Here is a 23,568-nt window from a genome sequence, read left to right on the forward strand (position 1 = left end):
TAAAGAAACCTCCCGAAGTTCAATTCCTTCACGATTGCATAATTCAAGCATTAATCTACTGCCTTCGTTGAGAATGCGTTGATTCTCGTCTTGTGATTTAATGCAACTTCCAACTCCACGCAAGTCAAAACCATACTTCTTATGCCTATTCATCCAAAAATCTTTTGCTTTGTAGTCATTCTTCATACTATATCGTAGGCATCTTAGAATTGTGCGTAGCTGATAATTCAAAACAATCAAGGGATTTTGTAATAATTTAATGAGTTTTTTATTCATAGATTCAACCTTTTTCACCAAAAAATTTAAAATTTAAAGCAATATATTAAGTAGTGGTTCATATAATTTTCCTTTATAAATGGAATAGAATAGATTTATTTTGTTAAATGAGTATCTCATTACTAGAAAAAATTGATTATATGAGAAATATCTCGCATCTATTTTACTCTAATTTCGATATTAAAACCAATCCTTCTTTAGCTATTTTTAAAAACATATTCTATCTTTTTAGCCACAGTTCCAAGGTCTAATCCCTGTATCCTATAAACTTCTTCATTCCTTCCAGAAATTCCGTATCGTGTAACACCAAATTTTACTAATTTGCATTGAATTCCAAATTCAACTAATTTTTCCGAAACAATGCTTCCCAAACCAGTATTCACATTATGGTCTTCATAAGTAAAGATATAACCTGTGGAAGCCGCACTTTCTAAATCTTCTTTGCTAATATCAGAAACGCATGATAGATTCCAAACTGAGATATTAATTCCTTTACTTTTTAAGATTTCATATACTTTTAATGCCTTCTCAACCATAACACCCGTTGCAATAATAGTTGCATCATCTCCATCTCTTAATCTATCAGATTTACCATATTGAAATTTATAATTCTCATCATAAAAAACATCATCATTCTCAGCAAGAACAATGTCAGTCTTTGAGCGTCCAATTGGCACAAGAAAGTTACCATATTCAGAGGCAATATACCGTATTACTCTATCAGTTTGATTTGCATCAGCCGGGATTATAATTTTAAAACCAAATAGATTTCGCATTACACCAATATAATCAATGCATTGATGCGTTTTCCCATCTTCTCCTACATCCAAACCAACATGAGTAGTAACCAATTTCAGATTGGTATGATTAATATCGTTCAATCTCTGCTGGTTATAAGTCTCGTCTACACCGAAGACGCCAAAATCAGAGTAAAAAGTTATAATTCCTTCTTTAGACATAGCACCGGCAATTACTGCTGTGTTATGTTCTTGAATTCCACCTTGATAAAATTTTGTTGGATTCTCTTTTGCAAATTTATTGGTTTTGACGGAGCCGGCAAGATCGCAATCAAAAACTGCAAATTCAACTCTATCTTTGTTTATTCGGACTAAATCAGCCAAAGCATATCCATAAGCGTCACGATTTGCAACCCTTTTATCCTTATCATATATTTTTGGCTTGCCTTTTTGAACATTTTGTTTGCTTTTTTCTTCAGGATTGTTTTGGGGAATAATAAAACTTTCCCTTATATTTTTATATTTATCCAAATCATTTTTTACATTCAATTCATTCAAAGCTTTTTCACATTGAGACTCATTTAAAGCTTTTCCGTGGAACTGTGCATCATTTTCCATAAAAGAAACTCCATTACCCATTATTGTATGAGCTAATATTGCTGTTGGAGAACTTTTGTTGGCTTTTGCCTTTTCTAATGCAGAGAATATTTGCTCAAAGTTATGGCCATCAGTTTCAATCACTTTCCAGCCATCCGAGAGGTAATTTCCCTTGATATTTTGTGGCATTACATCAATAATTTTTCCGCTTATCTGTAACCGATTATAATCAATCAGCACAGTTATATTGTTAAGCCCATATTTTATTACAAACCTACGAGCCTCTGAAATCTGACCCTTTTGCTGTTCCCCATCTCCCATTACAACGAAAACCTTGTAATTAAGTCCTCTTTGCTTACCTGCTAAAGCAAATCCACATCCAGCGGAAAGTCCCTGACCTAAATTGCCAGTTGCCCATTCAATGCCGGGTACACTTGGCTCAACATGACCTTCAAATATGCTTCCCGCTTTTCTAAAATAAGCAATAGCGTCATCAATATTAAAAAATCCGAATCGTCCTAAAACAGAGTAAACTCCCGGAGCAGTATGCCCATGACTGATGATAATTCTATCCCGATTGACATCTTCAACATTATCTGGTGATATGTTTGCAAAAGAATATAATGCAAGATATAAATCCAGAGAAGACATTGAACCTCCTGGATGTCCACTTTGAGCTAATGTGGTCATTTTCAGTATATCACCTTTACAAATGCGACTTAATTCATTTAATTCAGCTAAATCGAGTTTATTTTTTTTCATCTGAAATAGCATGCAGGTTACACACCCCGTCTGCCGATTTCATCGGCATCCACCCCTCTCAGGAGGGGATTTTTTGGAATTCCCCTCTATCAAGAGGGATACGGCTTCAGCCGAGGGGTGTGTTATTTTCATCATCCTTTGCGTCCCGATTATCGGGACATGTATGTTTCATTTTATTTTCACCTCACTAAAAAATAATTTCTTCTGTAATTCAATAATCTCTTTTATCCCCTTATCTGCTAATTTCAACATATCCAATAATTGAGACTCTGAAAAAGCCTTATGCTCGCTTGCTCCCTGAATTTCAATATAATTGCCATCGTCATCTTTAACAACATTCATATCAACTTCAGCAATCAAATCTTCATCATAAGCCAGATCAAGCATTATTTCACTATTAATAAGACCAACGCTAATTGCTCCCAAAAACTTATTTAATGGGAATTCATTTATCTTTTTTTCTTTTTTCATCTTTGTAAAAGCATCATAAAGAGCGACAAAACATCCGTTTATTGCAGCAGTTCTCGTACCTCCATCTGCTTGAATAACATCGCAATCAAGATATATAGTTCTATCTGGAAATAATGTAAGGTCAGTAACAGCACGAAGAGACCTGCCAATCAATCTTTGTATTTCCTGACTTCTCCCTTTTATCCTTCCTTTGTATCTATCACGAATTATCCTTTTTTTAGCGCTTCTGGGAAGCATATCGTATTCAGCAGTTATCCAGCCTTGATGCTTGCCTTCTTCTCGTAAAAAATGTGGAAGTTTATATTCAACAGATGCTGTACAAATAAGCTTTGTATTACCCATTTCAATAAAAACAGAACCTTCTGGGTCCTGTAAATAGTTTCTTATAATTTTGATGCTGCGAAGTTCATCCTGTGTTCTTCCATCACTTCTTTGGTAACTCATTACTTTCTTCCTTATTTTTATTGTCAGTCCCTCTGAAATCAATTAGTTTCTTTATTAACTTTAGCAGATTTGCTTTATTAATATTTGCTTCTGAAAATTTTACTTCTTTCAATTCTTTTGAGATTTTGTCATTTATCCCTTGTTCAATGGTTAATTTAAAAGTAACTTTGTTTTTATGTTCTTTACCACTCTCTTTTATTGGTTTAAATCCTGAATAATATGAAACTATTTCCATACCAAAGAGGATAACTACCCAATTGAAATAGAGCCATATCATAAAAATTGGGAAAGACCCAAGCGTGCCATACACAGAACGGACATTTGTAAAAGTTATAATATACCAATCAAAACCGAATTTTAGAATAATCCATATTATACTTGTAAATGCTGCTCCAATGAGTGCGTGTATTGTTTTGGGATGCACAGATGTAACAAATTTATAAATTACAAATAGCAGTAAATAAATACCAAAATATGGTGTAATTTTTATAAAGACTGCCAAATTAGCAACCTTACTAATCACTGGAGCAGAAGTCGTGAAAAGCAGGGCTGCAACTACAACTAATCCACCAATTATTGCAGCTACGAATCTTTCAAAATCTCTTAACAAAGAACCGTTTCTTTTATGATAAACTTTTAATATTTTATCAAAAGTATTTGCAATAGATTTAAAAAGAAAAAAAGAAGTGACTAAAAGTAAAATTAAACCAATAACATCAAGCCCAACTCTTCTTTCTAAAAGCTGATTGAATACTGTTCGCATAGTCTCAGCAGAGCTTGGCATAAAAGTTTTGAAAATAAATCCAATTATAGCTTCCCGAATTTTTACTACAGTAATATCAGGAGTAAACAAAAAAATTACCATCACAAATGGAATGAATCCAAGGAAAGTAATATATGATAGAGACGACGCTCTGAGAAAGCATTGGTCAGAAGCAAAATTGGAGTAAATCTGCTTTAAGCTTTGCCGAAATTTTTTAAAATGATACTTAGGCTTATTCATATCGCAAAATCTTTATGGGGTCGGAACGGCTTGCATTGATTGCCGGGAAAATGCCAGCAATAATGCCAATACATATTGATAATACCATAGCAATAATAATCATTTGAAGATTCGCAGCTGTCGGTGATTGCAAAAAATTTCCTAATGTATTTAATAGCAATAAGCCTATAATTATTCCTATTAATCCGCCTACAAAACTTACCATAATAGCCTGAACTAAAAACTGAACTAATATATCTTTTCTTTTTGCTCCAACTGCCATTCTAACTCCTATTTCCCTCAATCTCTCTTTCACAGATGCTAATATCACATTTGTGATAACAATTCCACCGACAATTAATGAAATTCCTCCAATCAATAGAAAAATCAATTGTGACTTGCTTGATTGTTTTTCAATATCTGCAAGACGGTCACTATTAGCTCTTACTTCAAATATTTCCTCCCCATTACGAAGAGCTAATAAGAATTTAGATAACCGTTCTTGGGTAGGCTTTACTAATTCTGATGAAGTTACTTGAAAATCTATTGAACTTAAAGGTTCTTCTCCATACAGTTTTTTAACAACAGTATTAAGTGGAACGAAAGCTCGCCGATTCATCCACTCAAGTGCATTATGAGCCCAACCACCCATAAACATCTCTTTATTTTCCATTATTCCTACAACGGTAAAATTTGTATTTCCTATAGTGATACTCTTCCCCAATGCGGGTTCATTCAAGAATAAAGCCTCTTTTGCTTTTGTGCCTAATACAACAACTTTATTTGCTTCCTCAATATCAAATTTTGAAATAAATCGTCCTTTATCAACAAAAAAATTTTCTGCATTTTGATATTCGGGATATACACCGCTTAATCTACACTTAAACACATTATCTTTATATTTCAATCTTAACCATTTAGAAATTCTTGGACTGAAGTATTGCAAATCAGGAAAATATTGTCTTATTAATCTCATATCTTTAAGAGTTAATTTTTTTTGAGCAACTTCATCTCGCTTTTCTAAATCAAAGGTCCACTTGGGATGGATAGATAGTTTAAGAACCCCACCTCTCTCTTCTAACCATTTTAAGGATTGTTCCCTACCTCCATTTACTATTGCTAAAACTGCAATAACTGACATTGTGCCCAGAATAATTCCAAGCATAGTAATTAATGTTCTGCCAATGTTGTGGAGCATATCAACGATGCCCAATCTGACATTATAAAGGATACTCATTATCCAACAATATTCCCATCGGTTAGTTCAATCACATTATTAGCCATTTCAGCAATATTACTGTCGTGAGTTACAACAACAACAGTATTTCCATTTTTATACAAATAGTTAAATATATTCATGATACTGCTTCCAGAGGCGCTATCTAAGTTACCTGTAGGTTCATCTGCTAAAATAATTGATGGGTTATTAACTAAAGCTCTTGCGATTGCCGTTCTTTGCCGCTCTCCTCCAGACAATTCTGCAGGTTTGTGTTTAAGTCGTTTAAGTAAACCGACTTCATCAAGAACTTTTTCAGCCCTTTTTTTTCTTACTTTTTTGCTCATTCCAGCATAAAGTAAAGGCAGACATACATTTTCTAAAACATTCATATTAGGTAAGAGATTGAAAGTCTGAAATACAAAGCCTATCTTTTTGTTACGAATTTCCGCTAATCTATTATAACTTAATCCACTTACCTCTTTCTCATCCAAAAAATATTCCCCTTGGGTTGGTGTATCCAGGCAACCAAGAATATGCAATAAAGTAGATTTTCCTGAGCCGGATGGCCCCATTATAGCAGTATAACTATTTTTTTCAATCTCAATAGATATACCATTTAAGGCAGTAACCTTTACCTTTCCCATTTGATATATTTTCTGCAAATTTTCAATCTTGATAAGCATAAATTAATTCTTCCTCAAGCTTAAAGTTCCACTCGGATAAACTTTCAGATAATAGCTGCATTTTAAGTCAATGTTTTTATGAAGTTTAGCCATCAAAGTACAATGGCGAATCTGTTTTTTATATTGTCGTATTTCTTCTTCAAAAAGAAACCATATATTCGCTGTACTTTTTACTGCACGAGAAACACAATCTTCAGTCAAATAGATAGATGTTTCCCATCTATCAGGTTTTACTTTATTGGGAGAAAGGAAATAACTATCAACTAATTTATCATAATATTTATTAGATTTATATATTTGACTATAAAAATATTCATCAATCCCCGATTTAATTCTATATCTTCGTTTCCCAATATTCAGATGGAGAGCCCCAAAATTTTTTCTCACATCGGCTTCATAAACTTTATGTGGAACTTCTTCATATTCAAAGCGATATTTTCCATCTGTATGAAAAGGTTGATGAAGGTCTGCAACATAATGGGAAATAACTCCTAATTCAAATACAATTATTTTCAAAGGATTATCTATAATCTTCTTTAAATAACCAGCACATTTTGGGTGATAGACAAGTGAATTTTTATTGAATAAAATTTTATGAATTAATATTGTTTCTTTTTGAATTTTTTTTACTACTGAACCGTAATGATAACCTTTTGCATTTGGCGTGCAATTATAGTAATGATTTGTTGTATCACCGAAGATTTTATCAGGAGCAATAATTCCTAATTCAAAATATTCAGGATAAACATCTATTAGCCGATTAAATCGCGGAGACATCTTTGTTAATGCCAATCGGCACATTTTTATATGGGTTGATGGATTCCACTTCCAAATCATAATGTTTTGTTAAATTGGTTAAACTGGTTGAACTGGTTAAACTAATTCAACTTATTTAACTGAAGGGATTATCCTTTTTATCTCTTTTTGAACATCTCGTTCTCTAATTTTTTCTCGCTTTTCATACATCTTTTTCCCTTTTGCTAATCCCAATTCTATCTTTGCTAAACCTTTTTTGTTAATATATAATCTAATTGGTATTAGAGTAAACCCTTTTTCTTGAACATTTTTTTCAAGCCTACTTATTTCATGTTTATTAAGGAGTAATTTTCTTGTCCGAGTTGGACTATAATGCTGATAACTTCCTTTATTATATAGGCTAATATGCATATTATACAACCACACTTCACTATTTCTAATTGAAGCATAACTATCTTTGAAATTAACTTTTCCCACACGGATGGATTTTATTTCATTTCCTGTAAGAACAATTCCAACTTCTAATGTCTTTAATATTTGATAGTCTCTTTTGGCTTTGCGGTTTTTAATTTCCATTGAATTAGTTGAATTGGTTGAATCAGTTGAATCAGTTGAATTAGTTAAATTAGTTGAACCAGTTTAACCATTTCAACCACTATAATCCAATTTACTTTTTATAGTATTCAATAATCTCTTTTAGAATATCATCCAGAGGGACTTTTGGTTCAAATCCTATATCTTTTTTGGCTTTTGATATGTCAGGAACACGACGCCTCATATCTTCAAATCCCTCTTCATAAGCTTCATTATAAGGGATGAATTTTATTTTGGATAAACTATTTGTTAGTTTTTTAACCTTTTTGGCAAGGTCCATAATAGTTATCTCTTTGTCTGAACCTATATTATAGACCTCTCCAACGCATTTCTCTTCATTCATCAATTTAACTAACGCATTTACAATATCTCCAACATAGGTAAAGCAGCGAGATTGTTTGCCATCACCATATACAGTTATAGGATGACCAAGCAGAGCCTGTTGAACAAATCTTGGCACGACCATTCCATATTGTCCTGTTTGGCGAGGACCGATGGTATTAAATAATCTTCCGATAACAACCGGAAGTTTCTTCTCGTGCCAATATGCTAATGCAAGAAATTCATCAATTGCCTTTGACTCTGCATAAGACCATCTGCGAATGTTAGTAGAACCGTAAATTCTATCAGTGCCTTCCTTAAATGGTAAAGAATTAGCTTTCCCATATATTTCTGAAGTTGAAGCAATGAAAATCTTCTTCTTATACTGATTAGCTAACTGAATCATTATCTCAGTTCCGGCAACATTTGTTTCAATGGTTTGAACAGGATTATCCACAATAAACCGGACACCAACTGCAGCTGCTAAATGATAAATCTGCTCGCAATTTTTTACTAAACTATTCATTAATTTCTTGTTGAAAATTGTATCAATATGGATTTCCAAATTTTCATTTCTATAAATTTGTCTGATGTTTGCCAATCTGCCTGTTGAAAGATTGTCAACAATAATAACCTGATGACCATTCTTAAGCAAATATTCAGCTAAATATGAACCTATAAACCCTGAACCACCTGTGATTAAAATTTTCATATCATCTCCTAACTTAATATCATTTCAAAATTTTACTCAAATTTACTGCATAAGATGAGAGTGATTTTTTTAGGCAAGTTTTTCAGAAGGAAAGATTAAAATGTGTAATAAATTGATTGAATGTTATAAAAAAGATATTTATCTTATTTTCTTAAGATTCTTCAAATACCATTTACAGGTTTTTCTTATTTCATCTTCAATTGTATGTTTTTGAATATATCCCATTTGTCTAATTTTTTCAGAATAGTATTCTGTTGATGTATCAAATTTTTTCATTCTATCACTATTTATTGGTAAATCTTTTTTCGCGAGAAATGCTAATGAATCAAAAATCTCACCAAAAAAAATAGCGAAAAACAAAGGGATTCTAATAATTGGTAAACAAAATCCATCATTTGATGCAATAATTTCCACTAATCTTTTTACTGAAATATATGGTTTATCTAATGTATTGAAAATCTGCAAACCTGGCTTCATCCTTGATATTATAAAATCAGTCATATCTACAAGATTTTCCAATGAAATCATTGATTTAATATGTTTCCCATTTCCAATTGTTATCCAGGGTTTACGATGCATCATATCAATTAAATTATACATATTTGCGTAATTATTAGGACCATAAATTATTGATGGTCTTAAAAAGATAACTTGCCTTTTACTATCTTGCTCTAACCAATTTTCTATAACCTTTTCTCCAGCAAGTTTACTTGCACCATATTCATTATCAGGTTGGAGCTTACCTGTTTCATTACAGGGAACAGATTTATGCCCATAAACAGAAACAGTGCTAAAATAAATGACTTTTTTAATATTTCGTTCAGAAGCATAATCCATTAAAATTTTAGTTCCATATTCATTATTGCTATAATAACCTTCTTTTGAAATTCCCCAATCGTGTTTTGCTGCAGCACAATGAATTATCAAATCAAAATGTTTATCATTAAATTTTCGTAAATCTTCTATATTCCTAATATCACCGTTTATTGTATGAGGATGCTTTTCTCTTAAACAAACCTTACTATTATCTATTCCCCAAACTTCATGACCTTTATCTTCAAGAAACCACATTAATCGAGAACCAACAAAACCGTTTGACCCTGTTATTAATATGCTCATTTTGTTTTAAATATCCTTACTAATTCCTGTTCTAATTTTTGTGCTTCTTTCTTTCTATTAAAATTATTAAGCACAAAAGTTTTACCTTTTGATGACATTTTTTTTAAAATCTCAGGATTTCTTTTCAGCCAAAGAATTTTTTGGGCTAAATCTTCTGAATCATCTGGCTCAAAGGTAATCCCTGTTCCAGATTTTTCTACTATTTTCTGTGCTTCACCCTTGATCCCCAACAAGATAGGCAATCCACAGCCCATATAGTCAAAAATTTTTGAAGGTAAAGCTCCCTTATATAGTTGTAATCGTCGGAGAGGTATAATTCCACAATCAGCTAAATATAAATACTCATGAATTTTTTCTCTGGGGACTTCACCAATAAATTTAACATTATTTAAATTTTCTGTATTAACAATTTGTTTTAGTTTTACTTCTTTAGGTCCAGATCCAATGAATAAAAATAAAATATTTTCCCTATTCAATCGTAAGGCAGCCTTCAATATAGTATCTAACCCTTGCGCTATACCAATATTACCAGCATAAACTACCAAAAATTTTCCTAACCTTTTGTATTCATTGAATAATTCTTTTGTGACTACTTCATTTCTTTTAACAAATTTTTCATCGGTGCCATTGTAAATAATTTTAATTTTTCCAGGATAAATTCCTTCCTTTATTATTTGGCTTTTAATATATTTTGATATTACAATTATTTTTTCAGAAATTTTATACATTCTTTTTTCTAATGCTTTGCTTAAAGAAATAAACAGTTTATTCTTTAATTCACCAAGAGCGATTGCACTTTCAGGCCAAAGGTCTCTTACTTCAAACACGATTTTTATCTCTGGGAAAAAGAACTTTAGTAGAATCCCAATGCCTGCCACAAACAAGGGTGGCGAACTTATATATACAATATCATATTTTCCCCAATTAAATAAAGAATGAATTGTTCCCAAAAACATAAAGCTAATGTAAAATAATAATCTTGTCATAAAATTTTTTTTCTTACATGTAAATATCCAAACTCTATTAATCCAGAAATTGTCCATTCTTTCTCTATAGAGAAGTTTACCCTTATAGCCATCCAAGATAACGCCTTTAGGATGATTCGGCATCTCTGTTAAAACCACTACATCGTGTCCTTTTTCAGCAAGACATTTTGCATTTGCATAAGCACGATTGGATGGTGCACATATTTCTGGATAAAAATACTGTGAGATATAAAGGATTCTCATTTCAATAATTCTTTAACAATAATTTTTGATGCATCACCATTACCATAGAGATTCACCCTAAAATCTAATTGACTATTTATCATCTTTTTATAACCTTGATAAATTTTCTCCTTTTCGGTGCCAACCACTATATTGAAGCCATAGTTAACGAGCTCTACCCACTCAGTCTCATCTCTTAATGTAATGCATGGTTTTTTAAAGAAAAAAGCTTCCTTTTGCAATCCTCCACTATCTGTCATAACCATTGAACAATTCTTAAGTAGAAATAGCATTTCCAAATATCCAATTGGTTTAATCACTTTAAATTTAATTTCAATATTTTTCCCCATGTTCATGAGTATATTTTTTGTCCTAGGATGTAACGGCAGAATTACATAAGTCTCGTTTGAAATTTTATTTAAGGCTTCTACTATAGATTTCAATCTTCTCAGATTATTTGTATTTTCAGCTCTATGAATTGTGGATAATAAAAATTTTGGGGGAATTTGTAAATCAGGCCTCTTTTCTAAATTGCTATAAGTTAATGCAGCATCAAACATTACATCACCACTTTTTACGATTTTACAATTAAAATGATTAAACCCTTCATTTTTTAGATTTTCCACCGCTTTATCTGTCGGACAAAACAAGATATCGCTAATTCTATCAGTTAAGATTCTATTTATTTCTTCAGGCATTTGCATATTAAAAGATCTCAATCCTGCCTCTATATGAGCCACTTTAATATGCAATTTTTTTGCTGCTAATGCACCTGCTATAGTAGAATTCGTATCCCCATAAACCAAAACCCAATCTGGGTTCTCTCTTAATAAAACATCTTCAATCTTTTCAAGCATTTGACCTGTCATTGCACCATGAGTCAAAGAATTTATATTTAGATTATAATTCGGTTTAGTCATTTGCATTTGCTTGAAAAATATGTCACTCATATTTGCATCAAAATGCTGTCCAGTGTGAATAATTACCTCACTAATATTATTTCGGACAATCTCATGGCTCACCGGAGCACTCTTAATAAACTGTGGTCTAGCACCAAGAACACTTAATATTCTCATTTGAATACCCTCTAACAAATACTTACTATTTTTTTATCTCATCAGAAGCATTTTCTTAGTTAATGATTTTTTATTGTTAATTAATTTGTAAAAATATATTCCATTAGAGACTGATTTGCCACTTTCATCTGTTCCATTCCATTTAATGGATGTTTGATGGTTGATAATAGTAAGTCGTCTTATCAGTTGCCCTTTAAGGTTATAAATTTCTATTAGAGCGTTCTTAGTATGTTGGTTATTATTAAGCGAAAAGGAAATTGTGGTTGAAGTCCCAAATGGGTTTGGATAATTTTGGAGAATACAAAATTTATCTAATTCTTTATTAAAAATTTTTATTTCATAACATCCTTCTTCCCAATTATTCTCTAAAACTAGTATATTTGTAAACTCATCATAATTCCAATTATCAAATTGAACTCCATTTATTGATACTGACTTAACTATTGAATTTTTAAGATATAAATTTATTGGATAATTCCCTGCATCACAATATATCTCAATACAAACTACTAAACTATCATTACCTAATTGTGCTTTAATTGGAAATACATGTTGGTTTGGACATATGCCATAGTCGCTATTAGCAAGAAGACCTGGAAGTGTTAAATAATATTCACGATAGTAATTGTGTGGGGCACTGAATAATGGGGTTATATCTTCATAATTTTCAACATTATAACCAACATGAGGGAAAAGAGAGAAACTATACTCAAAATTATTTCCTTCTAAATAAAGTGAATCCGATAAATTCTTAATTAAGTAAAATTTTATATTATTATCATTTAAAATTATTTCTTCAATATTTTGCAGATTATAAACTGTAATGCCAACTTTTTCGTATACTTCGTCATCACATCTAATATCATAAATTGAATCACCAATTGAAACAACTTCAGAAACTCTTGGAGATAATTCTATTTCAACATAAATATTCTTAATTAGACTTTCATCAAGCAAAGTTACTTTTCCATTAATTAATGCCTTATCACTGTTTTCATAAACTTTGTAATTCAACTGATTATCAATCTTATTTACAATCCAGGACATACTTCCAACCATATAATCTTCGCCCTGAATTGTTGCTGCTTTATCATATAGAGATTCAGTTCCATAAATAGGGGTTAAGTCATATTCCTGCCCAAGGGAAATGGACTTTACATATAGATTAAAAATGTGAGTATTCCTTAATTGCAAACCATTCTGAGAGCAGGGTATAGAAAATGAGCGAGGTCTAAACAGTTCTTGCGAACATATATAGTCGGATGAAATTTGAGGAAATCTATAAAAGTAATTTTCGGATACGGATGTTCTTGCCCCATAGCTTGCAGCCCAATAATTATCAGTTTTTTTTTAAATCATACCAGCTTTCATTAAACAAGGTTTGATTAAAATTCAATAAATTATTAATATCACCATAATCTAAATAATAATACAATCTCATTGAATAAATTGTTCCTGCTCGCAAAAAAATTGATTCATTATCAGATTTTCCAAACCAATTAAATTGGCCTTCAGCATAGCCAGGATGCGAATGGGTAGAACCGCCACCATGATATGAAATTGTTCTTCTTTGATCTGGACTAACCCATGTATTTAACACTCCAACAATAATGTTATTATCATCCTCATGCCATGCAATCATTGGGAAAGAATACGATAGGCCATTATCAATAGCGCTAAACATAGAATGTTGAGATGAGGCAAGATAACCTGTAGGGCTGTTATTTTCCATTGTTTGTGTCAATCTACCATTATACGCCACTATATATGAATCATCAAAATCGCTTGAGAACATAACACACTGCTGTGCATTACTATAAACTGAAGACTTATTAATTTCTCTCTTTATATCAACAACAAAAAATGGTTTATTGCCAATAAATTTATATTCCCATATAGTTCTAATATAATCTGTGTTCCAATCAAAAGTTAATATTGCCAAAGAATCTGTATTAAATTTTAATAAACTGGTTACACCATTTGAACCGATAGGTGGATAATGGAATACTGAATTATTTACTGTAGTAGTTGTATCCTCGGGAATAAACTCCGGGAACATCAATGAATAATTTGTTTTATCAGTTGCTATTTCAAAATTACTACAACTTAACTTTGCACTTTTAATCATCCCACTTTTTTTAGGAATGACTAAACTCCAATTTTCCTTATTATCAATATAATAATTTTTTTCATCCCAGGAGATGATTTCACTCTTCAATAAGATTGGACACCCCAAAATAGCAACAATCATAAAATAATAAATATTTTTTAAATAATTCATTAATCTCCATAGAACTTCAATTAACAAACATTACAAAAAGTAAAACTATAGAAATCATTGAAATCAATAGTGGAAAAGAAGCAAATATACATACTAATCTTTGATTTTCTGAAATTTTATTAAATAAAGTCAATACTATCAGACTGAACATAAGTCCAAAAATATTAAGGAAAAACAGCAGATTGCGATGAAAATAACTAATCCTTCTTTTTTTACGGGGCTGCATATTAGGGATAATTGAATCTTGTATTTTTTTCAGACCAAGTTTTGCATTATTAATTGTTACTATATCATCATATATTGTAATCTTATTTCTTTTGAAGCCTTTATAAAAAGCTATTTTGCACTTTGCCTGTGAAATAAATTTTACAGGTATTGATTTGGATATAGCAAGCAGCAAAAATATATTACTATTACTTTTTTGTGTAATTGTATAGGAAGGGATTAGATGCCTTAAAGGAATAGCTTTCCAGCCAATCCAAGGATTTACCTTTCCCTTTTCAATCATAATTGGATTTTTGTATGATGAGATATAATAAATCTCACCGTTTTTTAGAATAACCTTAATCAGAAAATCGTTTATTAGCTCAATATGATTTAATTCATCAGTAGTATAAAAAAAACGAATCCATTCTTCTGATGAAGTTGATGATATAGAATCTCTAATTATTAGATAATTTTGATTTGAATCCATAAAAAATTGTCTACAAACATTTCCATTGCTAAATATTCCTTCTAATTCTGTAAAAAAATTAGAATTGTCTTTTGCGTAATTTTTAATAATTCCTTTAATCTGAAAATTACCCTTATCTAAAGATGATATTGGCATAATCGTATTATGGGCTTGAAAGCTTTTTGTATAAAGCCGTTCTTTACTATTAGTATAATTCAAAAATCCAGTTTCAGAAATAATTTCTCCATCTTTATTATAATATAAAAAAGAAAGAACATCATTATGTAAATGGTTTGGAAGAATACTCTGAGTTCTAAAGAAAAGATAATTATTTTTTATATCTTGATATATCTCATATCCTGCCAAAGAATCATACATAAAAAATGGAGATTCTGAATAGACATTACCTATATTCTTTGAAGAATTTGTATCTCCTATAGGAGCCAATTTATGATTGGGCATAACAAAGAATTTCTTATTCAAATCAGCTTTCTTGATCCTATCTTTTACATCGGAATCCAATGAGATAATGCCCCCTGAAAATCTTACAAAATCCTTACATTTTTGGGTTACTAAAAAGTGGTAACCAGGTGAATTTCCCAAATGAACTCCATTTGGTGAAAAACAAAATAAAACCTGTCGCTCAAATCGCTTCGCAGCAAGTTCACAATACTTTTGCCTGATATTAGGATTAGAATTATGAATACAAAGTAAAAGAAGTGCAATATCCTGAAAAATACCATGATTATGTTTGAAAGAATAATTTTGAGGATTCTTTAGAAAAAATAATGCATTTGCACAATATAATTCTACTTTTTCTCGAAAATCATCATCTACTTTAATATACTGATTATAGTAATCCAGAAAAATTAAGATTGCGATGGTTCTTTTGGCAGTTGAATGATCCTCCCAAGCGTATCTAGTTAATAAAGGATTAAAACGCTTGTTATTATTTATCCAAGTAATAATAATATCATGTCCTTTGTGCAGGTATTCATTATTGTAATTCTGCTGATGCACAACCAATAAATCCCAAAGAATAATCAAAGAATGTGCATATAACTCATGACTATTACTGTCAAAATTTTTACTTGTTTTCCATATTGAATTAAGATCCTTTTCAATTGGCGAGAAATTAGACGATTTTATTTGGAATTCATACTTTCCTTGTAGAGATTGTTGTGCTATCCTTACCGCACTCTGGGAAGATTTAGCCATTTCCTTTGCATAAAAGTCGACCTTTTTATAATCAACTAAACTCAATTTAAATTTCTTACCAATATGAAACTCCCTTATAAAAGAGGTTCCTATAATTAGAATAAAAACAAAAATAGAATATATAGTATATACTAAATAGATTTTTTTCATTTACTTAACAGTCTTTCATACATTTTAAACATTTTTTCTTCTTCAATATTCCAATTGTATATTTTCTTTACTGCGTTTCTGCCATTTCTTCCCATTTGATCAGCTTTTTCAGGATTCTCTAATAAATATGTAATTGCTTCAGCAATTTTCATTGGATCCTTGGGGTTAACTGCTAAACCAACATCCAGCTTATTAAGCTTTCTTTTCCAATCTGGAAAATCTGAATAAATTATAGGAACTCGGCATTCCATATATTCAAATACTTTATTAGATCTTAAATTCATATGGTTTGGAATAGGTAGGTATAAGACAATTCCCGCCAATGATTTAGATACCTCCTCATATGCCTCGGAAGGAGATTTCCATCCTAAAAAGGAAACACACTCTTTATATTTTTTCAAAAAATAATTTTCGTACCCGTTATCTTCAAATCTACCAATGATTTTTAATTTAATATTATATTTTTTAGTATAATTTATAATTTGAAATGCTCTAGCGATTTCTTCAGCACCTCTAATTCTACTTACTCCTCCTAAATAGGAAATGGTGTTATCTTTATCTATTTTTTCCCATCTGTTATTTGGGTTAATTATAGGATAATTGTTTAAAACAATTTTATTGTAAAAATTCTTCAATATATCATCACCCGCCACAACAATATTATCAAAAAGAATTATAATAGCAAATTCAATTATACGATATAAAAATGAAATAATCCTTTTTAACAATAATGTGGGAATATAATCCTTATTTATTATCTGTTTAGCCACATTTTCATGAACATCATATATTACTTTTTTTCTTTTAAATATTTTTAAATAGATACCCATAAAAATTAATTCCGGATCGTGGAAATGAAAGACTTCGGCATCAGAATTTTTTATACGTTTCCAGAGTTCCTTTCTTATATCTTTTCTTTCCGATACTTTTTTCCATAAAGGCAAACCAAAAATCTCAATCCCATTAACTTTCTTATATTTAAAATCAGCTGGGGCATGGAATTCTATATTGTACTTTTTTGCTAAAGAAATAGATTCTTTCTGAAAGATACGAATATCATTCCACCTATGAACACTTGTAAAAACAAAGATTTTATTTTTCATTTTTTGACATTTTAAAAACTATTTAATTCTAATTCTGTATACAGTTTGATAAGCTTTGATTTCTGAGTTTCCCAATTAAAAGATTTAAATAATAAGTCAAAACCATCGGTATGTATATAATTTTTATATGAGCAAAAGATTTTGTTTACCGCATCTGCAATTGAACTTGGATTATTGGGATCAAAGAGTTCACCAATTTTATACTTTTTAATGATCTTTTTTATCTCAGGAAAATCACAACCAGCTATGGGGATTTTTACAGAAGCATATTCAAATAATTTGTTTGGTGCACAATAATAGTTATTTCTAGAGGAATCATCATAAATTATCACACCAATCTGTGCATTTCTTGTATAGTTTAATAAAAGCTCACTTTTTACTGGAGGTAATAGAAAAACTCTACTTCCCAAATTTTCATTCTCTATAATTGATCGGATATATATTTCATATTGCGGAGTTATAACAGGTCCTATAAGCACCAAGATTAAATTTTCGTCCCACTTCTTAACTGAAAATATTAGTTCTTTAGTATTTCTTTGAGGTGATATGCCTCCCTGATATAAGACGACTTTCTTTTTATTTAATTTCTCAGTGCTAATCTTTAATATTAATCTATCAGGAGAATTGGTAATAAATTGCGAATTCATATCTGGAATGTTTAGTATAACGTTGGGAATCTCTTTTGCACCATACTCTTGGTGCATGATATTTGCTCTAGACTCATTGGCGGCAATTACTTTATCCACTTTTTTTAATAATAACCTTTCTGTATATGCCCAGCTTTTGTTAATCAGATCATCTTTTTTGCCGGACATTTCGGTAAACAATTCATGTGAATCATAGACAATTCTTGCTTTTTGAAGTTTACCAGCAATAAATCCGGGAATTAAGGCATCTAAGTTATGAGCATGAATGAAGTCAATCTTAAAGGTAAGAAATTTGAAAATAGCTCTACACACAAACTCAAAATACTTAAAAAACCATCCCAAATTACTCTTTGGTAGTATAGATTTGGTAATCAAAGGTATTAAGAAGATATCAATATTCTTATAAATATAATGAGTTGAATCAAAAGGGCTTTCTTTAATACCAAAGATTGTGATGGCATATCCTGCTTCTTTCAAAACGAAGGCTTCTCTTTTTACACGAGAATCTTGTTTAACATTATTTAAAACTATCATTACAATATGCTTTTTATTTCTATCAATATTGTTTAGCATGCTATAACTTTTTCGGTATTATCTTTTTATAGAAATATTCTCTTTAAGCTTATAAACTAATTCAGCTATCCTTTCTTTTTCCAGTTTGAAGCTTAAGAACACATAAAAAATGAAGCCTACAATAAAACTGACAAGTTTATTTTGAAAAGTAGAGAAGAGCAAAATTGAAACAGAAAATAAGATTGCTGCGGCGAGGAAGTTATTTTTTAAATTTAGCAGAAATTTCGAAAATTTTAATTTCACTAATGAGGTATCAATCTTTAACCTTATCATTCGGATAAAGAAGTCAAAAAACACAAATAATAAGATTGCGCCTTTGAATCCCAGAAGTTTATATCCGACAAAAATCGACAGCATCCTACACAAAAATAGAGAGATTGAATATATAAATATGATATGTGGTTTTTCCTTTACTGCGGCTATAGAAGTAAATGGATTATTTAATACATTAGCTATTATCATAATCGGCAAAAATCTAAACGCTATTACAGCATTTGTCCAAGATTTGTCAAAAAGGATGGCAACGATCTCTTTAGAAAAAAAAGATATCCCAATCAGAATGGGTAATATGATAAGAGTTATAATAAATTCCAATGAGATGAGCATAGTTTTTATCTTTTCATTATCCCTAATTTCGGATATATAAGGAAATATTACTTTTGCAACCGAAACCATAATCAAAGAAGCGGGTATACTTACTGCATAAAGAGGTAATTGAAATTCAGGAGCTAAATTTTTCCCCATAACAAATACAACAAATATAGCAGGAAATTGCTGTGCCAAGACATTAAATATCTGTTCAAACCCTATAAAAAAAATGAATTTTTGGGAGACCTTATCAATTGAAAATACCTTTGCACCAAAAGAAGGTAAGAACTGTATCTTAGATACTTTCATAAATATCAGTAACATACAAGTTTCTATCACTTCTGTAATAAAAAGTGCCAAAAATAGAATTGTTAATGTTGGTAACTTAAATGAAGAAGTGATTATTATACTGTAAAGCACTATTTGCTTAACCATTAGTGCAATAGATATCTCTTTAAACTGCATATTACTACTTAATCTGGTAATAGCAAGTGTCTTAATGGTTGCTAAAAATACCAAAATAAAAATAAATATATAATTGTGTTGTAGAGTAACATCTTTTAGAAAAAAGGATAGAAATTTGCTATTTAGAGAGAGTAATATTATAAGGAAAAAGGCAAAGAAAGATGAAACATAAAAGGCTAAGTTCCAGCGTTCCTTTTTTCTATCTTTGGGTGAACTAATATATAAATGTTTTGTGCCAAGCGGAATAATTGCTATTAAAATAACAATAAAAGATTGAAAAGATTTAAAAATTGAGATATCAGATTTGAGAAAATATCTAACTAAAAAGGGATATGTGACTAAACTTAATGCCCGAACAAATATGTTTGCGCATAAATTCCAGATACTTGATTTTACAAATTTACTCATTATATATTATTACAAACTTTTCTATACATAAAATCTGTAATAGCAATAAAGGCTGCCCAAATAAAATTAAAGTAATAAAGTGTCATAATAACGCAAGCCAAGCCATTAACAAAATATCCAATCAATGTAGAAAAAAATATTATTGAAACGATGCTATAGAGATTAGACTGCGAATTTTTTATTATAAACCACAGTTGTTTGAAAGTTTTGAAATAAATTAGCATAAAAATTATTAAACCGATCAAGCCTAACTTCCATAAAATTACAATATAGCTATTATCAACTATGCCAACAACACGTTGATTTAAGTATGGTGTTACAAGCACATCTCCCATCCCTTTACCTAACAAATAATTCTCTTTTATCTTACTAAAAACTCTTAAATAAGAGAGTATCCTTGCAGACACGCTGAAAGTTCTTACTCCTGTATCAAGCACTTCAAACCTTTCCTCAAATTTGGCTGTATTTATTGAATAATTAGAATAGATTATGAAACCCCCACTAAAAATCATAATGATTATTAAAAGAATGGGGATGATACTTTTAGATTTTTTATTCCTCATAATAAAAAGAATAAGCAGGAATGCTATTATGGAGCAAAAAGTGCCAATCCAAAGCGAACGTTGCATAAATATTAATATGCCAATAGAATAAATAATAGATAATAGAGTAAGCAAAATTTTCAAAAATTTGTTCATAGAATAGAATGCCATAAGTGTGATGCTGGTCATTAAACTTATCAATAGTAAATTTGCCTGCCTGGTTAATACCCTATCTCCATGCGTGATAAAAAAATAATAGTAAAACATTTGTAGAGCAATGATAGCACCTAAAACCAGAAATACTATCAATAGTTGTTTTAAAAAGGTATTGTCATCTTGATTATCTCTAAAAATTGATATCGTAAAGTAGAATCCAATTGGATAAAATAAATATTTTATTGATTCCTCTAATAAATAATGAGAATTATAGGTATAAATTCTCCCTCTTATAATCTCTAATGATAAATATAGTATAAATAACACCATTAGAAAATTAAAGGAGTTATCCAATCTAACTTTGAAAAGTATGTAAATTAATAGAATTAAAATAGCTGCAACCGCTAATTCCCCAGAAATAATGGGTAAAACACTATATCTATTTAATTGAGGTAATAAAAAGAAAATAGAAAGTAACACAAAAAATAAATATCGCCTGGAGATGAGAATAATAGGTGTCAAAATAATGAAAACTGGTGCAAAAAATAATAATATTAGTTTCGGTTCAAATTGGATTAAAAAAAAAATCAGAATAAGTATAAAACCAAGAATATATATAATATTTATTCTTTTTGAGAACATTTAGATTTTCTAAACCCTTGTTTAACCTTATCCCATCTATGGGCATCGTCCGGAAAAAATAGATATTTTCTTACATATTCTATTAATACTGAATAGATAATAGACAAAGTAATAGCAAGAAAAAATGCGCTGATACACAACTTAGCCCTTTGGGGTTTTGAGCGTTTTCCAGCAGGAACAGATCTATCAATAACCTCTAATGTGGGTAAATTTTTATATTCTTGAATCTTAGCAGACTCATATTCGGGATATAAATATTCATATACCTTTTTAGAGATTTCAATATTCATAAGTAAGCGAGAGTACTCTAAACTTATATCAGGCATATCATTTAAATTAAGTATATAATATGCGTCTTCCTTCTCTACAAATTCTAATTCATTAACTTTTCTATTGATTACTTCTTGTTCAAATTTTAACTTTTCTATTTTTGGTGAGTTAGGGGATAAAAACTTTTCTGATACTGATAAATCTATTGCATTATTAATTTTTTGAGATATCAAATTTGAATATAATTCTATCAAACTAGAAGTTTGTGCGGGGATATCAATTGTTTTGTTTTCCTTTTGAAATTTATTTAAAGCAGTAGAAAGAGAATCTATATTTTTTTTAATTTCATTAATGCGTTTTTCAATAAATTCTCTTGTTTGCTTTCCTTTGGTTTTCCTATTTTTTAGATTGAACTCATCCAATAATTTCCAATAATAGTTAGCTATATCAGCCGAAAAATATTTATCTTTTGTTTCAATTCTAATACTTATTAATCCTGTTTCCTCGTCTAAACTTATACTTCTTATCTTTTTATTTAGATACGCTGTAGCTTTTTCGTTTCTCACTAAACTATCTGAATCTTTAATTTCCAAATATTCGATTAGATTGAATTTCTTAATAATCTTTTCGCTGAAGCTTCTACTTTTCATTATCATTATCAATTCAGTGCTTGCTGGTTGTAATCCACCTTGAAAAAGAGAAGATCCTGCACCGAGAAATGAAGTTAAAGTTGAGGAGGTCTGGTTTTTTGCAGGTAAGATTGTAGCTTTTGAAGCCCAATATTTAGTGGCAGATAAACTATAAATTATTGCAATTACGCTTACGATTAAAGTGGTAATAATTATAAATTTTTTATGTTTTGAAATTACTAATAAAAGATCTAAAATATCAACTTCTTTTTTTCTCATACGTACTCCTCTTATTTATGATTACCATTTAACATTTTGAATTACAATAAGAACTGTTGCAATATCAGCGGCAACTTTCAGCACATCTTGAGCAATTTCCCAATAATCATACTCTTTTTTCTCAGGAATGAAAATCATATCACCAACCTCAATTTTAGTATTCTTATCTGGCTTTAACCATTCACCAGTTACAGCCTTAATCAATCTTATTTTACTTTTTCGTGCTCTCCAAGCAAATCCACCAGCTTTATTGATATAATATAGATAGTTTCTACCCGAAATAAATGTAATAAGTCCAGGACTTTTTACTTGACCCGAGACAGTTATAGTAATGGTTTTGTCTGGAATATAGATGAAATCACCGCTTTTCAATAAAATGTCTGCACCTTTATCCTTATCAAGCAAAAGTTTCCCAAAATCAATAGGGACCATTCCTTTTAATTCTCGGGACTTGGTTTTAAAATATTCATACTCCATATCAGTCATATCTTCAACCAACATCAATTTTAGTCTTTCAAATTCCTGGTCAACTATATCTACACTCCTTCTTCGCTGGATGTAGGCATTTTTCAGGTCAGCTTTATCAGTTGGTCCGCCGCATTTTTCAAGAATTTCAGAAAGGTATGCCTTACCTTCTTCTATTGAATATGCACCCGGGAATCTGACCTCTCCTGAAACGGTTACACCTTTCTTTTCATGAAATTCAGGAATTGAACGAATGAAAATTCTATCATCGTTTTTAAGGAGTAAGTTGTCCCCGCATTCAGGGTTATCTATTACCTTATTCAAATTAACAGAAAGAATTTCTGTATTAATATGATTATCTTTAAATTTAACAATCTCAGCTTTTTCTAAATATGCATCATCTCGCAAGCCACCAGAAACTGCTATTGCGTCAGATAGTCTATATCCCTCAGTTAAGTTATATTCATCAGGATTTTTTACTGCACCTGATACAGTAACTTTTAACTCTTCTCTTTTGTGATA

General features: G+C 30.5%; 20 protein-coding genes and 1 pseudogene. All 21 read right to left on the reverse strand.

What is annotated here, in order from left to right; translation table 11 throughout:
• Positions 1-276, reverse strand: a 276-nt coding sequence (locus U9R23_02195) for a hypothetical protein (GenBank protein ID MEA3475247.1), incomplete at its 3' end; no start/stop codon positions are given.
• A 197-nt stretch (positions 277-473) separates the two neighbouring features.
• Positions 474-2,372: a transketolase gene (locus U9R23_02200; GenBank protein MEA3475248.1), complete on the reverse strand. Its 1,899-nt coding sequence runs from the start codon at positions 2,370-2,372 to the stop codon at positions 474-476.
• A gap of 168 nt (positions 2,373-2,540) precedes the next feature.
• On the reverse strand, positions 2,541-3,287 hold the full coding sequence (rph, locus tag U9R23_02205; protein ID MEA3475249.1) for a ribonuclease PH: 747 nt from the start codon (positions 3,285-3,287) through the stop codon (positions 2,541-2,543).
• A complete protein-coding gene (locus U9R23_02210) occupies positions 3,268-4,290 on the reverse strand; it encodes a YihY/virulence factor BrkB family protein (GenBank protein ID MEA3475250.1) in 1,023 nt (340 codons plus the stop codon). Before U9R23_02210 ends, rph begins: the two co-directional genes overlap by 20 nt.
• Positions 4,283-5,506, reverse strand: coding sequence for an ABC transporter permease (locus tag U9R23_02215; protein ID MEA3475251.1), 1,224 nt, complete (start codon positions 5,504-5,506; stop codon positions 4,283-4,285). The genes U9R23_02210 and U9R23_02215 overlap by 8 nt, the downstream gene beginning before the upstream one ends.
• The gene (locus tag U9R23_02220; protein MEA3475252.1) at positions 5,506-6,171 is read right to left on the reverse strand and encodes an ABC transporter ATP-binding protein; all 666 of its coding nucleotides are present in this window, start codon (positions 6,169-6,171) and stop codon (positions 5,506-5,508) included. The genes U9R23_02215 and U9R23_02220 overlap by 1 nt, the downstream gene beginning before the upstream one ends.
• A 3-nt stretch (positions 6,172-6,174) precedes the next feature.
• Positions 6,175-7,008, reverse strand: coding sequence for a zinc dependent phospholipase C family protein (locus tag U9R23_02225; protein MEA3475253.1), 834 nt, complete (start codon positions 7,006-7,008; stop codon positions 6,175-6,177).
• A 51-nt stretch (positions 7,009-7,059) separates the two neighbouring features.
• Positions 7,060-7,509, reverse strand: a pseudogene (gene smpB, locus U9R23_02230) (SsrA-binding protein SmpB).
• A gap of 85 nt (positions 7,510-7,594) precedes the next feature.
• On the reverse strand, positions 7,595-8,554 hold the full coding sequence (locus tag U9R23_02235) for a GDP-mannose 4,6-dehydratase (protein MEA3475254.1): 960 nt from the start codon (positions 8,552-8,554) through the stop codon (positions 7,595-7,597).
• A gap of 138 nt (positions 8,555-8,692) precedes the next feature.
• Complete coding sequence (locus U9R23_02240; GenBank protein MEA3475255.1) at positions 8,693-9,673, reverse strand: NAD(P)-dependent oxidoreductase; 981 nt, start codon at positions 9,671-9,673, stop codon at positions 8,693-8,695.
• Positions 9,670-10,902, reverse strand: coding sequence for a glycosyltransferase family 4 protein (locus U9R23_02245; GenBank protein ID MEA3475256.1), 1,233 nt, complete (start codon positions 10,900-10,902; stop codon positions 9,670-9,672). The genes U9R23_02240 and U9R23_02245 overlap by 4 nt, the downstream gene beginning before the upstream one ends.
• On the reverse strand, positions 10,899-11,957 hold the full coding sequence (gene wecB / locus U9R23_02250; GenBank protein MEA3475257.1) for a UDP-N-acetylglucosamine 2-epimerase (non-hydrolyzing): 1,059 nt from the start codon (positions 11,955-11,957) through the stop codon (positions 10,899-10,901). Before wecB ends, U9R23_02245 begins: the two co-directional genes overlap by 4 nt.
• 33 nt (positions 11,958-11,990) lie before the next feature.
• Positions 11,991-13,151 (reverse strand): T9SS type A sorting domain-containing protein, encoded by a 1,161-nt coding sequence (locus U9R23_02255; GenBank protein MEA3475258.1) that lies wholly within the window; start codon positions 13,149-13,151, stop codon positions 11,991-11,993.
• Between the two features lie 145 nt (positions 13,152-13,296).
• A complete protein-coding gene (locus tag U9R23_02260) occupies positions 13,297-14,238 on the reverse strand; it encodes a hypothetical protein (GenBank protein ID MEA3475259.1) in 942 nt (313 codons plus the stop codon).
• Between the two features lie 16 nt (positions 14,239-14,254).
• The gene (locus tag U9R23_02265) at positions 14,255-16,279 is read right to left on the reverse strand and encodes a heparinase II/III family protein (GenBank protein MEA3475260.1); all 2,025 of its coding nucleotides are present in this window, start codon (positions 16,277-16,279) and stop codon (positions 14,255-14,257) included.
• Positions 16,276-17,382, reverse strand: coding sequence for a glycosyltransferase (locus U9R23_02270; GenBank protein MEA3475261.1), 1,107 nt, complete (start codon positions 17,380-17,382; stop codon positions 16,276-16,278). The genes U9R23_02265 and U9R23_02270 overlap by 4 nt, the downstream gene beginning before the upstream one ends.
• An 11-nt stretch (positions 17,383-17,393) precedes the next feature.
• Complete coding sequence (locus tag U9R23_02275) at positions 17,394-18,602, reverse strand: glycosyltransferase (GenBank protein MEA3475262.1); 1,209 nt, start codon at positions 18,600-18,602, stop codon at positions 17,394-17,396.
• Between the two features lie 18 nt (positions 18,603-18,620).
• Positions 18,621-20,063, reverse strand: a complete 1,443-nt coding sequence (locus U9R23_02280) for an oligosaccharide flippase family protein (protein MEA3475263.1) — start codon at positions 20,061-20,063, stop codon at positions 18,621-18,623.
• Positions 20,063-21,091 carry an O-antigen ligase family protein gene (locus tag U9R23_02285; protein ID MEA3475264.1) on the reverse strand — a complete coding sequence of 343 codons (1,029 nt, stop codon included), beginning with the start codon at positions 21,089-21,091 and terminating at the stop codon, positions 20,063-20,065. The genes U9R23_02280 and U9R23_02285 overlap by 1 nt, the downstream gene beginning before the upstream one ends.
• Before the next feature lie 293 nt (positions 21,092-21,384).
• Positions 21,385-22,581, reverse strand: coding sequence for a Wzz/FepE/Etk N-terminal domain-containing protein (locus U9R23_02290; protein MEA3475265.1), 1,197 nt, complete (start codon positions 22,579-22,581; stop codon positions 21,385-21,387).
• Between the two features lie 21 nt (positions 22,582-22,602).
• Positions 22,603-23,568 (reverse strand): SLBB domain-containing protein (locus tag U9R23_02295; GenBank protein ID MEA3475266.1); only part of this gene is annotated, 966 nt, incomplete at its 5' end.

Source organism: Candidatus Cloacimonadota bacterium (assembly GCA_034722995.1).
Taxonomy (GTDB): Bacteria; Cloacimonadota; Cloacimonadia; order JGIOTU-2; family JGIOTU-2; genus JAGMCF01.

Bases quoted from the DNA above. Each gene is read 5' to 3' on its own strand.
- wecB (MEA3475257.1), bottom strand. From the start codon at position 11,957: ATGAGAATATTAAGTGTTCTTGGTGCTAGACCACAGTTTATTAAGAGT.
- U9R23_02270 (MEA3475261.1), bottom strand. From the start codon at position 17,382: ATGAAAAATAAAATCTTTGTTTTTACAAGTGTTCATAGGTGGAATGAT.
- U9R23_02285 (MEA3475264.1), bottom strand. From the start codon at position 21,091: ATGGTGTTATTTATACTATATTTATCATTAGAGATTATAAGAGGGAGA.
- U9R23_02245 (MEA3475256.1), bottom strand. From the start codon at position 10,902: ATGAGAATCCTTTATATCTCACAGTATTTTTATCCAGAAATATGTGCA.
- U9R23_02215 (MEA3475251.1), bottom strand. From the start codon at position 5,506: ATGAGTATCCTTTATAATGTCAGATTGGGCATCGTTGATATGCTCCAC.
- U9R23_02275 (MEA3475262.1), bottom strand. From the start codon at position 18,602: ATGCTAAACAATATTGATAGAAATAAAAAGCATATTGTAATGATAGTT.
- U9R23_02260 (MEA3475259.1), bottom strand. From the start codon at position 14,238: ATGAATTATTTAAAAAATATTTATTATTTTATGATTGTTGCTATTTTG.
- rph (MEA3475249.1), bottom strand. From the start codon at position 3,287: ATGAGTTACCAAAGAAGTGATGGAAGAACACAGGATGAACTTCGCAGC.
- U9R23_02280 (MEA3475263.1), bottom strand. From the start codon at position 20,063: ATGAGTAAATTTGTAAAATCAAGTATCTGGAATTTATGCGCAAACATA.
- U9R23_02220 (MEA3475252.1), bottom strand. From the start codon at position 6,171: ATGCTTATCAAGATTGAAAATTTGCAGAAAATATATCAAATGGGAAAG.
- U9R23_02240 (MEA3475255.1), bottom strand. From the start codon at position 9,673: ATGAGCATATTAATAACAGGGTCAAACGGTTTTGTTGGTTCTCGATTA.
- U9R23_02225 (MEA3475253.1), bottom strand. From the start codon at position 7,008: ATGATTTGGAAGTGGAATCCATCAACCCATATAAAAATGTGCCGATTG.
- U9R23_02200 (MEA3475248.1), bottom strand. From the start codon at position 2,372: ATGAAAAAAAATAAACTCGATTTAGCTGAATTAAATGAATTAAGTCGC.
- U9R23_02235 (MEA3475254.1), bottom strand. From the start codon at position 8,554: ATGAAAATTTTAATCACAGGTGGTTCAGGGTTTATAGGTTCATATTTA.
- U9R23_02290 (MEA3475265.1), bottom strand. From the start codon at position 22,581: ATGAGAAAAAAAGAAGTTGATATTTTAGATCTTTTATTAGTAATTTCA.
- U9R23_02265 (MEA3475260.1), bottom strand. From the start codon at position 16,279: ATGAAAAAAATCTATTTAGTATATACTATATATTCTATTTTTGTTTTT.
- U9R23_02210 (MEA3475250.1), bottom strand. From the start codon at position 4,290: ATGAATAAGCCTAAGTATCATTTTAAAAAATTTCGGCAAAGCTTAAAG.